This window comes from Leifsonia stereocauli (assembly GCF_038432415.1).
Lineage (GTDB): Bacteria > Actinomycetota > Actinomycetes > Actinomycetales > Microbacteriaceae > Orlajensenia > Orlajensenia stereocauli.
Window position 1 is genome coordinate 1,110,845 of sequence record NZ_JBCAUN010000002.1, and the last position, 11,632, is coordinate 1,122,476.

The following is an 11,632-nucleotide window of genomic DNA, read 5'->3' on the forward strand; positions in this document are numbered from 1 at the left end:
ACGATACCCTGCGCGCAGCGCGAAGGCGAGGCCATCCGATGTGTCGGTGGGTCACGGCAGGATAGAACCATGGGTTCCGCCCTCGACAGGTTCTCGCCCGCCACGCGTACGTGGTTCGACGAGGCCTTCAGTGCGCCCACCCTCGCTCAATCCGGCGCGTGGGACGCGATCGGTCGCGGCTCGCACGCCCTGGTCGTCGCGCCGACGGGTTCCGGCAAGACCCTCGCCGCGTTCCTGTCGTCGCTCGATGCCCTGCACGCGAAGGCGGCAGACGACCAGCCGGGCACGCGCGTTCTCTACATCTCTCCGCTCAAGGCGCTCGGCGTCGACGTCGAGCGCAACCTGCGGGCACCCCTGGTCGGCATCGCCCGTGTCGCCGACAGGCTGGGCATCGAGCCGCCGCACGTCAGTGTCGGTGTGCGCTCGGGTGACACTCCGGCATCCGATCGCCGCACCCTGCAGAAGTCGCCGCCAGACATCCTCATCACGACTCCCGAATCGCTTTTCCTCATGCTCACCTCGGCCGCGCGCGACACCCTGCGCACGGTCGAGACCGTCATCGTCGACGAGATCCACGCCGTCGCCGGCACCAAGCGCGGGGCCCATCTCGCCGTCTCGCTCGAGAGGCTCGACGAGCTCCTCGAGAAGCCGGCGCAACGCATCGGGCTCTCCGCCACAGTGCGGCCGCCCGAGGAGGTGGCGCGGTTCCTCTGTGCGAGCGCCCCCGTCGAGATCGTCGCGCCGGCATCGGAGAAGCGGTTCGACTTGAGGGTCGTCGTCCCCGTCGACGACATGGCAGACCTGCCACCGGCGCCCGAGCGCGAGGGGGCGACCTCGAGCGCCACGCCGCAGACGGGGTCCATCTGGCCGCACGTCGAAGAGGCGATCGTCGACCGCGTGCTCGAGAACCGCTCATCGATCGTCTTCGCGAACTCGCGACGTCTGGCCGAGAGGCTCACGGCACGGCTGAACGAGATCTACGCCGAACGCACGGGCGAATCCGAGACGACGGATGCCGCCCCACCGGCAGCTCTCATGGGCCAGGCCGGCCAGATGCAGGGCGCCGAACCGCTGCTCGCGCGAGCGCACCACGGCTCCGTGAGCAAGGAGCAGCGCGCCGAGATCGAGGACGACCTCAAGTCGGGTCGCCTGCGCTGCGTCGTCGCCACCTCGAGCCTCGAGCTCGGCATCGACATGGGCGCCGTCGACCTCGTCGTGCAGGTCGAGTCGCCGCCGTCCGTCGCGAGCGGCCTGCAGCGCGTCGGCCGCGCCGGACATCAGGTGGGAGAGGTCTCCCGCGGCGTCATCTTCCCCAAGCACCGCGCCGACCTCGTGCACGCCGCCGTCACGGCCGAGCGCATGCTGGCCGGCGCCATCGAGACGCTGCACATCCCCGCCAATCCGCTCGACATCCTCGCCCAGCAGACCGTGGCCGCCGTCGCCCTCGACCAGCTGGGCGTCGACGGCTGGTTCGACATCGTGCGCCGCAGCGCCCCGTTCTCCGCGCTGCCGCGCTCCGCCTACGAGGCCACGCTCGACCTCCTCGCCGGGCGCTACCCGTCCGACCAGTTCGCGGAGCTGCGGCCGCGCATCGTGTGGGACCGCGAAGCCGGCGTGCTCACGGGTCGCCCCGGTGCCCAGCGCCTCGCCGTCACGAGCGGCGGCACCATCCCCGACCGCGGCATGTTCGGCGTCTTCCTCGTCGGCGGCGACGAGCTCACGGGCCGTCGCGTCGGCGAACTCGACGAGGAGATGGTCTACGAGTCCCGTGTCGGCGACGTCTTCGCGCTCGGCGCCACGAGCTGGCGCATCCAGGAGATCACCCACGACCGCGTCAACGTCACGCCGGCGTTCGGCCAGCCGGGGCGGCTCCCGTTCTGGAAGGGCGACTCGCTGGGCCGGCCCGCCGAGCTCGGGCGGGCACTCGGCGAGTTCATGCGCGACGTCTCCTCGGCGACGGATGCCGACGCCAGAAGCCGCATCCGTGCCGGCGGACTCGACGATCGTGCCGCGACCAACCTCATCGCATTCCTCACCGACCAGCGCGCGGCGACGGGCCAGGTGCCGACCGACCGCACCCTCGTCGTCGAGCGGGTGCGCGACGAGCTCGGCGACTGGCGCGTCATCCTGCATTCCCCGTACGGCATGAACGTGCACGCTCCCTGGGCCCTCGCCATCAGCGCGCGCGTGCGGGAGCGCCACGGCATCGACGGCGCCTCCATCGCCAGCGACGACGGCATCATCGTGCGCATTCCGGACACCGGGGTGGAGCCGCCCGGGGCCGAGCTGTTCGTCTTCGAGGCCGACGAGCTCGAGCAGCTCGTCACCGACGAGGTCGGCGGATCCGCCCTGTTCGCCTCGCGCTTCCGCGAGTGCGCCGCCCGCGCGCTGCTCCTGCCGCACTACAGGCCCGGCACGCGATCGCCGCTCTGGCAGCAGCGCCAGAAGTCGGCACAACTGCTCGACGTCGCCCGCACCTTCCCGACGTTCCCGATCATCCTCGAGACGCTGCGTGAGTGCCTCCAAGACGTCTACGACCTGCCGTCGCTGCTCTCGCTCGCACGTGAGATCGGCTCGCGTGGCATCCGCCTGGTCGAGACGACGACCGATACCCCGAGTCCGTTCGCGAGCACTCTGCTGTTCGGCTACGTCGGCGCCTTCATGTACGAGGGCGACAGCCCGCTCGCCGAGCGTCGGGCGGCGGCCCTCGCCATCGACTCGACCCTGCTGGCCGAGCTTCTCGGCCGGGTGGAGCTTCGCGAACTCCTCGACCCCGCCGTCATCGACGACACCGAGCGTGAACTCCAGCGCCTCGCCCCTGATCGCCGGGCCAAGGGCATCGAGGGCATCGCCGATCTGCTGCGCGGCCTGGGAGCGCTGTCGGTCGAGGAGATCAGTGCGCGCGTGACGGCGGAGACGCTGCCCGATGTGGCCGAGCACGTGGAGGAGCTTCTGCGCGCCAAGCGCATCATCCGCACCGCCGTCGCCGGAGCCGATCGACTCGCCGCCATCGAAGACGTCGGCCGGTTGCGCGATGCGTTGGGCGTTCCCATCCAGGTGGGCGTGCCCGAGGCCTACCTCGAGGCCGTCGCCGACCCGCTCGGCGACCTGATCAGCCGCTATGCACGCACCCACGGACCATTCGCCACCGAAGAGGTGGCCGAGAGGCTCGGAATCGGCATCGCGGTCGCGCGCTCGGCGCTCCGTCGGCTGGTCGACGCGCGCCGACTCGTCGAGGGAGAGTTCCGTCCGAACGGAACGTCCGCGGAGTGGTGCGACGCCGAGGTGCTGCGCCGCCTCCGCCGCCGCTCGCTCGCCGCCCTCCGGCACGAGATCGAGCCCGTCGAGCAGCGTGCCCTCGCCCGGTTCCTTCCCGTCTGGCAGCACGTCGGCGGCAGGCTGCGCGGGCTCGATGGTGTGGCATCCGTCATCGAACAGCTCGAGGGTGCTCGTCTGCCGGCCTCGGCATGGGAGTCGCTGGTGTTCCCCGCACGCGTGTCCGACTACAGCCCGGCGATGCTCGACGAGCTGATGGCGACAGGTGAGGTGGTCTGGTGCGGCTCTGGAGCGCTCGCGGGCGACGACGGCTGGATCAGCCTCCACCTGGCCGACACCGCTGCCCTCACCCTGCCCGTCTCGCTCGAGGCCGAGACGACGCCCTTGCAGCGTGAGGTTCTCGCGAGCCTCGGCTCCGGGGGAGCGTTCTTCTTCCGCCAGCTGTCGGATGCCGTGGGCTCGGAAGACGACTCGGCCCTCGTCGATGCGCTCTGGGAACTGACCTGGTCGGGTCTCATCACCAACGACACCTTCGCCCCTGTGCGCGCTCTCGTGGCCGGCGGGCACAGCGCCCACAAACCGCAACGCGCGGCACCCCGCGCTCGGATGCACCGGGGCCGCGCGCTGCCGCGCGCGAAGATGCCCAGCCGCGGAGGGCCGCCCACCGTCGCCGGTCGCTGGTCGATCCTGCCTCTGCCCGACAGCTCGGCCACCCGTCGTGCACACGCACTCGGGGAGACGCTGCTCGAGCGGTACGGCGTCGTCACCCGCGGCTCCGCCGTCGCCGAGGGCGTCATCGGCGGATTCGCTCTCGTCTACCGCACCCTGCGCGAGTTCGAGGAGTCCGGTCGCAGTCGGCGCGGCTACTTCGTCGACAAGCTCGGCGCCGCACAGTTCGCCGCTCCAGGGGCAGTCGACAGGCTCCGGAGCTACGTCGATCGCGACGACGGATCGACGCCACCGGCGCCGGTCGCGTTCACCCTCGCCGCGACGGACCCGGCCAACCCGTTCGGCGCTGCGCTGGCGTGGCCCGCCCTGCCCGAGGGAACGACGCACCGGCCCGCGCGCAAGGCCGGCGCCCTCGTCGTGCTCGTCGACGGCACCATCGCCCTCTACGTCGAGCGCGGAGGCAAGACCATGCTGGCCTTCACCGACGACGAGGCCGTGCTCGCCGCCGCCGCCACCTCGCTCGCCGCCGCCGTGTCACGCGGAGGCATGCGCAAGCTCGCCGTCGAGACCGTCAACGGCCTGTTCGTGCTCGGAGCCCCCGCCGGGCTCGCCCTGCGTGGAGCGGGCTTCAGCGAGACTCCGCGCGGGCTCCGCCTCAGCGCTCGAGTCTGATCGGCGATCGGCGAGCATGCCAGAGGGTGACACGGTCTTCCGCACAGCCCGTTCGCTGAACGCGGCGCTCGCCGGCGACATCATCACCCTGAGCGACATCAGGGTTCCGGCCTTCGCCACGGTCGACCTCACCGGCCGCACGGTCGACGACGTCGTCGCCCGGGGCAAGCACCTGCTGCTGCATGCTGGCGACCTCACCGTGCACTCGCATCTCAAGATGGAGGGTGCCTGGCACCTCTACAGGCACGGAACGTCGTGGCAGCGCCCGGCGTTTCAGGCCCGCATCATCCTCGAGACGGCCGACTGGGTGGCCGTCGGGTTCGAGCTCGGAGTTCTCGAAGTCGTTCCCACCGTCGAGGAGCACACGGTCGTCGGCCACCTCGGCCCCGACCTGCTCGGTCCAGACTGGAACGCCGATGCCGCCGACACTGCCGTCGCCAACCTCATGGCGAGACCCGACGTACCCGTCGCCGTCGCCCTCGCCGACCAGCGCAACCTGGCCGGGCTGGGCAACGTGTTCGTGAACGAGCTGTGCTTCCTGCGCGGCATCCGCCCTCAGCGTCCGATGAGCGAGGTTCCGGATGCTGCAGGCATCGTCGCGCTCGCCCATCGCCTCATCACGGTCAACGCCGAGAGAAGCGCCCGCACGACCACGGGCGTGGACCGCAACGGCCAGCGCCTCTGGGTGTACGGGCGCGGAGGCAAGCCATGCCGGCGCTGCGGGACCCGCATCCAGCACGGTCAGCTCGGTCGCACCGAGCTCGAGCAGCGCGAGACCTGGTGGTGCCCCCGCTGCCAGACCTAGCCGTTCGCTGAGGCCCCGACGGAGTCGCGGTCGAATCGCTAGTTAACCGGCCCGGTCCACTTCTCGCCGGGGCCCTTGCCGATGGGGTCGGGGATGCTCGAGGCCTCGCGGAAGGCGAGTTGAAGCGATCGCAGTCCGTCGCGGAGGCTGCGTGCATGCATGTCGCTGATCTCGGGGGCACCCGCCGTGATGAGCCCGGCGAGGGCCGTGATGAGCTTGCGTGCTTCATCGAGGTCCATCTGCGACTCGGGATCGTCGGCCAGACCGCACTTGACGGCGGCTGCACTCATGAGGTGCACAGCGGCTGTCGTGATGACCTCGACGGCCGGGACCTCCGCGATATCGCGGGTGGCGCCGACGGAGGCGTCCTCGGCCTCGTCGTAGGGGCTGACGTGCTCGGAACTGTGACTCACTGAAATCCTCTGCTAGACTGATGCAGGCTTCCGGCCATTTCTGGTCGGAAACGAAAGTGGAGATTCTCCCACCCGCGCTTGACCGCTTCACTAGGTTACCGGGTTGATTGCACTCCGCTTCCTCGTCTCACGATGGGGAAGTAGGCAGGGTGCCGTAGTACAGCGTGCTGATGAATCACGCGAGGACTATGTGGATTTCCCCTCTCGATGCCGTGCGGCATCCCGTCGCGCGACAGCGTTGAAGCACGATTAGAGGAGACTCGCATCACCGATCCCCGTACAAACGACCGCATCCGCGTTCCCGAGGTCCGCCTCGTGGGACCAGCTGGTGAGCAGGTCGGCATCGTCAAGATCGAGGCAGCCCTGCGTCTTGCGCAGGAAGCCGACCTCGATCTCGTGGAGGTTGCTCCCAACTCCAAGCCGCCTGTCGCCAAGATCATGGACTACGGCAAGTTCAAGTACGAAGCAGCGCAGAAGGCCAAAGAGGCCCGGCGCAATCAAGCGAACACGATCCTCAAAGAGGTTCGTTTCCGTCTGAAGATCGACAAGCACGATTACGAAACCAAGATGAAGCGCGCAGTGGGCTTCCTCAAGGCCGGCGACAAGGTCAAAGCCATGATCCTGTTCCGCGGCCGTGAGCAGTCCCGCCCCGATCAGGGCGTGCGCCTTCTCCAGAGATTCGCCGAAGATGTGGCGGAGTTCGGTTCTGTCGAATCGACTCCGATGATCGACGGTCGCAACATGGTCATGGTCATCGGCCCTCTGAAGAACAAGTCAGAGGCAAAGGCCGAGGCCAACGCACACAAGGCCGCCACCAAGGCGGCGTCCAAGCAGGAGGAAAACAATGCCTAAGCAGAAGACCCACTCCGGGTCCAAGAAGCGCTTCAAGGTCACCGGCAGCGGCAAGATCATGAAGCAGCAGGCCGGCATGCGCCACAACCTCGAGGTCAAGGCCTCGAAGCGCAAGGGCCGCCTCAACCAGGACCAGGTGCTGGCTCCGGCCGACGCCAAGGTCATCAAGAAGCTTCTCGGCCGCTGAGCCGCGCAACACGTTAGGAAGACAGAGAAATGGCAAGAGTAAAGCGGGCGGTCAACGCCCACAAGAAGCGTCGGGTCATCCTCGAGCGCGCCCAGGGCTACCGCGGCCAGCGTTCGCGCCTGTACCGCAAGGCCAAGGAGCAGGTCACCCACTCCCTCGTCTACAGCTACGCCGACCGTCGCGCCCGCAAGGGTGACTTCCGTCGCCTGTGGATCCAGCGCATCAACGCGGCTTCGCGTGCCAACGGCCTCACGTACAACCGTCTCATCCAGGGCCTCGGCCTCGCGGGTGTCGGTGTCGACCGTCGCATCCTCGCGGACCTCGCCGTGAACGAGCCCGCCACCTTCGCCGCTCTGGTCGAGACCGCCCGCAAGGCGCTTCCCGCCGACGTCAACGCGCCGGTCGCGCGCTAGTCAGCAGCAGCTCAGCGATTCCTCGAACGGCCCCGTCACCCTTGCGGTGACGGGGCCGTTCGCATCCCATCGGTAGACTTGCTCCCATGCTGGAGAACCCGCGCTCGCCCCGTGTCCGCGCTGTCGCCAAGCTCGCCAAGAAGCCCGCTCGCGTCGACAGCGGTCTCTTCCTCCTCGAGGGCCCGCAGGCCGTCGCCGAGGCACTCACCTTCAAGCCCGAGCTCGTGGTCGACCTCTTCGCCACGCCCACAGCCCTCGAGCGCTACGACGACATCGCCCAGGCCGCGGAAGACGCCGACGTCGAGGTCGAGTATGTGACCGAGCAGGTGCTCGACGCCATGAGCGACACCGTCACGCCCCAGGGCTTCATCGCCGTCTGCCGTCAGTTCCCCACCTCCGTGAAGGACATCTTCGCGTCGGAGCCGCGCCTCATCGCCATCCTCGAGGAGGTGCGCGACCCGGGCAACGCCGGAACGATCGTGCGGGCAGCGGATGCCGCCGGCGCCGATGCCGTCATCTTCACGGGGCGCAGCGTCGACCTCTACAACCCCAAGGTCGTGCGTTCGTCGACAGGGTCGATCTTCCACCTGCCGATCGCCGTCGACGTCGAGTTCGAGGACGTGCGCGACCGCGCTCGTGCCGCCGGACTCCAGATCCTCGCGGCAGACATCAAGGGTGACGACCTGCTGGCTGCGCGTAACGAGGGCCTCCTCGACGCCCCGACGGCCTGGCTGTTCGGCAACGAGGCGCGAGGCCTGCCCGACGACAAGCTGGCACTGGCCGACCGTGCCGTCTCGGTGCCCATCTACGGCAGTGCCGAGTCGATGAATCTCGCGACCGCTGCATCCGTCTGCCTCTACGAATCGGCCTTCGCGCACAGATCCTGACGCGTCACGCCCCGGTTACGATCACGTAACCGACCGGCGCTTTCGTCCGTGCCCCCCACGGCTTGCCCCCTACAGTGGGGTACATGGCGGACAACGAAGCGGCACCGGCCACGTCGAACATCAGTGTGCGTCGAGGTGAGCCACTCGTCGTCGTCTCGGACGTCGACAAGCACTTCGGCGAGCTGCACGTGTTGAAGAACATCAATACGACGGTCAACCGCGGCGAGGTCGTCGTGGTCATCGGTCCCAGTGGGTCGGGCAAGTCCACCCTCTGCCGGGCCATCAACCGACTCGAGACCATCGACAGCGGGACCATCTCGATCGACGGTGTGAAGCTCCCGGAAGAGGGGGCAGACCTGGCCAGACTCCGCGCCGACGTCGGCATGGTGTTCCAGTCGTTCAACCTCTTCGCCCACAAGTCGGTGCTCGAGAACGTCACGCTCGCACCGATCAAGGTCAAGAAGGTTCCGAAGCGCCAGGCAGTCGAGAAGGCGATGGAGCTGCTCGAACGCGTGGGGGTGGCCAACCAGGCCCAGAAGATGCCTGCCCAACTCTCCGGGGGACAGCAGCAGCGCGTCGCCATCGCCAGGTCGCTGGCCATGAACCCCAAGCTGATCCTGCTCGACGAGCCGACGAGTGCGCTCGATCCCGAGATGATCAACGAGGTCCTCGACGTGATGGTCGGCCTCGCGAAAGACGGCATGACCATGATCGTCGTCACCCACGAGATGGGCTTCGCGCGCAAGGCCGCTGACCGTGTGCTGTTCATGGCAGAAGGCGAGATCGTCGAAGAGGCGACGCCCGAGCAGTTCTTCACCAACCCGACCTCCGAGCGGGCCCAGGACTTCCTCTCGAAGATCCTGGAGCACTGACACGGCACGATGCCCACCGACACCCCCCGATCGAACGCAGATCACAGCACAGAGAAGAGGATGAAGATGAGAATCACAAGACGACTGTCGCTCGTCGCGATTGCCGCAGCGAGTGCGCTGGCCCTCGCCGGATGCGCCGGAGGCGGCGGATCCGATGCCGAAGTCACGCCGGAAGCAGCGCCGACCTTCGCAGCCGGATCCACCATGGAGAAGCTGTCGGAGGCCGGCACCATCACGATCGGCACCAAGTTCGACCAGCCGTTGTTCGGTCTGGTCGGCCCCGATGGCACGCCCGAGGGCTTCGACGTCGAGATCGGCAAGATCATCGCGGCCAAGCTCGGAATCGCGCCGGACAAGATCAAGTGGACCGAGACCGTCTCGGCCAACCGCGAGCCGTTCATCGAGAACGGCCAGGTCGACATCGTCGTGGCGACGTACACGATCAACGACAAGCGCAAGGAGGTCATCTCCTTCGCGGGGCCGTACTACCTGGCCGGTCAGTCCATCCTGACTCTCGCCGACAATGACGACATCAAGAGCGAGGACGACCTCGTGGGCCAGCCTGTCTGCTCTGTGACGGGGTCGACTCCGGCGGCGAAGCTCGCCGAGATCGGCGCTGAGCCGGTGCTCACCGACACGTACACCAACTGCCTCGAGCCGCTCCGCTCCGGCAAGGTCGTGGCGGTCTCGACCGACAACGTCATCCTCGCGGGTCTCGCAGCGCAGAACGAAGGCGAGTTCAAGGTGGTCGGCGAGCCGTTCACCGAGGAGCCGTACGGCATCGGCCTGGCCAAGGACGACACCGACTTCAGGAACTTCATCAACGACACGCTGGAGGAGTCCTACGAGGACGGCACCTACGAGGCGGCGTGGGAGTCCACCGCCGGCACGGTGCTTCCGTTCGTCGACCCGCCTGCAGTCGACCGCTACTGAGTGAATCCCGCGCGGGTGGGCCGGGTGACCGGTCCGCCCGCGCGACACTGAACGAAAGGAGGGAGGCTCCGACATGGACGTCGTCATCGACAACCTGCCGCGTTACCTCGACGGCTTCCGACTCACCCTCCTGTTGCTGGCGGTCTCGGGCATCGCGGCCCTGATCATCGGAACGATCATCGCTGCGATGCGCATCTCGCCCGTCACCACCTTGCGCGGCTTCGCGACCGTGTACACCGAGCTCGTGCGCAACACCCCGCTCACCCTGGTGCTGTTCTTCTGCGCGATCATCCTCCCGTACCTCGGTGCCGACTTCTCCTACCTCGTCTTCGCAGCGATCGGGCTCAGCGTCTACACCTCGCCTTTCGTCGCGGAGGCGCTGCGATCGGGCATCAACGGTGTGCCGATCGGGCAGGCCGAGGCCGCGCGCAGTCTCGGCCTCAACTTCGGACAGAGCGTCGGTCTCGTCATCCTCCCTCAGGCCTTCCGCATGACGATCCCGCCGCTCATCAACGTCTTCATCGCTCTCACCAAGAACACCTCAGTCGCAGGCGGCTTCTTCGTGGCCGAGCTGTTCACCGTCGGCAAGGAGCTGGCCAACGGCAACGGGGATGCCGTCATCGCCGTGCTCCTGGGCGTCGCGTCCTTCTACCTGGTCATCACCATCCCGTTGGGCATCCTCGCCGCCCACGTCGAGCGCAGGGTCATGGTGCAGCGATGAGCGGATCGAACGTACTCTTCGACGCCCAGGGTCCCCGAGGGCGTCGGTTGTCCCTGATCCTGTCGATCATCGGCGGCCTCGTCCTCCTCGCCGCCCTCGCCTGGGTGGTCGGCATCCTCGCTGCACCCCGGGAGTCCGGCGGCATCACGGTTCCCGGCATGTTCGACCCGAGTCGCTGGGACATCTACTCGGATCCCGAGCTGTGGGGTGCGATCTGGCGCGGCACTCTCGCCACCCTGCAGGCGGCAGGAGTGGCCGCCGTCGGTGCCGTCACCCTCGGAGTCGTCTTCGCCTTGCTGCGGAGCGCAGCCACGGCCTGGATACGCATCCCGACGACGATCGTGCTGGAGTTCTTCCGCGGCATGCCCGTGCTGCTGATGATGCTCTTCATCCTGCTCGTCGCATCGACCGGCGCCTTCTGGGCCGTGGTCATCGCGCTCATCCTCTACAACGGAGCCCTCATAGGCGAGGCTCTGCGCGCCGGACTCGCGTCCCTGCCACGCGGCCAGCGCGAGGCGGGCCTCAGCCTGGGCATGCGGCCGCTCCAGTCGCGCATGCTGGTCGAGTTCCCGCAGGCCTTCCGACAGATGCTGCCGATCATCGTGGCCCAGCTCGTGGTGCTGCTGAAGGACACCTCGCTCGGCTTCATCGTCGGCTACAACGAGCTCATCCGAACGACGATGAACAACCTCGCCAGTTTCTACGGCAACAGGTACCTGTTCTCCCTTTTCGCCGTCACGCTCGTGATCTACCTGATCATGAATCTGAGCCTGTCGTGGTTCGCCCGGTGGCTGTCACGACGCACCGCGAGCGGGGGAACCCGCAGAGGCAAGCGGGCCGGACCACCGCCCGACCTCGACCAGGCCGTGCTCATGGCTCAGGCCAGCGCCCTGGCCCGTGCCTCCGATTCTCAATAGGGTCCTCCGAACCGG

The 11,632-nt window shown here is 68.1% G+C and carries 11 protein-coding genes; 10 read left to right on the forward strand and 1 reads right to left on the reverse strand.

From position 1 onward, the window contains the following. Positions 1–69: 69 nt before the first annotated feature. Positions 70–4,617 (forward strand): ATP-dependent helicase, encoded by a 4,548-nt coding sequence (locus AADV74_RS14065; RefSeq protein ID WP_342115087.1) that lies wholly within the window; start codon positions 70–72, stop codon positions 4,615–4,617. Positions 4,618–4,633: 16 nt separating this feature from the next. After that, positions 4,634–5,422: a DNA-formamidopyrimidine glycosylase family protein gene (locus tag AADV74_RS14070; RefSeq protein WP_342115089.1), complete on the forward strand. Its 789-nt coding sequence runs from the start codon at positions 4,634–4,636 to the stop codon at positions 5,420–5,422. A 38-nt stretch (positions 5,423–5,460) separates the two neighbouring features. Here AADV74_RS14070 and AADV74_RS14075 read toward each other — a convergent pair whose 3' ends face one another. Further along, complete coding sequence (locus AADV74_RS14075; RefSeq protein ID WP_342115091.1) at positions 5,461–5,835, reverse strand: DUF1844 domain-containing protein; 375 nt, start codon at positions 5,833–5,835, stop codon at positions 5,461–5,463. 207 nt (positions 5,836–6,042) lie between these two features. Here AADV74_RS14075 and infC point away from each other — a divergent pair, with 207 nt between their 5' ends. The 8 genes from infC (at position 6,043) to AADV74_RS14115 (ending at position 11,617) form a co-directional block, all read left to right on the forward strand. Then, complete coding sequence (gene infC / locus AADV74_RS14080) at positions 6,043–6,687, forward strand: translation initiation factor IF-3 (RefSeq protein WP_082468220.1); 645 nt, start codon at positions 6,043–6,045, stop codon at positions 6,685–6,687. Continuing rightward, positions 6,680–6,874, forward strand: coding sequence for a 50S ribosomal protein L35 (rpmI, locus tag AADV74_RS14085; RefSeq protein WP_055825339.1), 195 nt, complete (start codon positions 6,680–6,682; stop codon positions 6,872–6,874). Before infC ends, rpmI begins: the two co-directional genes overlap by 8 nt. Positions 6,875–6,903: 29 nt before the next feature. Further along, the gene (gene rplT, locus AADV74_RS14090) at positions 6,904–7,287 is read left to right on the forward strand and encodes a 50S ribosomal protein L20 (RefSeq protein WP_055825341.1); all 384 of its coding nucleotides are present in this window, start codon (positions 6,904–6,906) and stop codon (positions 7,285–7,287) included. Between the two features lie 86 nt (positions 7,288–7,373). Then, positions 7,374–8,174: a TrmH family RNA methyltransferase gene (locus tag AADV74_RS14095; RefSeq protein WP_342115097.1), complete on the forward strand. Its 801-nt coding sequence runs from the start codon at positions 7,374–7,376 to the stop codon at positions 8,172–8,174. Between the two features lie 83 nt (positions 8,175–8,257). Beyond that, positions 8,258–9,046, forward strand: coding sequence for an amino acid ABC transporter ATP-binding protein (locus AADV74_RS14100; RefSeq protein ID WP_342115099.1), 789 nt, complete (start codon positions 8,258–8,260; stop codon positions 9,044–9,046). 60 nt (positions 9,047–9,106) lie between these two features. Beyond that, positions 9,107–9,979, forward strand: a complete 873-nt coding sequence (locus tag AADV74_RS14105) for a glutamate ABC transporter substrate-binding protein (protein ID WP_425287302.1) — start codon at positions 9,107–9,109, stop codon at positions 9,977–9,979. 73 nt (positions 9,980–10,052) lie between these two features. Further along, entirely contained in the window at positions 10,053–10,700 is a 648-nt protein-coding gene (locus AADV74_RS14110; RefSeq protein ID WP_342115101.1) for an amino acid ABC transporter permease, read from the forward strand. Further along, positions 10,697–11,617: an amino acid ABC transporter permease gene (locus tag AADV74_RS14115; protein ID WP_342115103.1), complete on the forward strand. Its 921-nt coding sequence runs from the start codon at positions 10,697–10,699 to the stop codon at positions 11,615–11,617. Before AADV74_RS14110 ends, AADV74_RS14115 begins: the two co-directional genes overlap by 4 nt. The last annotated feature ends 15 nt before the right edge of the window (positions 11,618–11,632 follow it).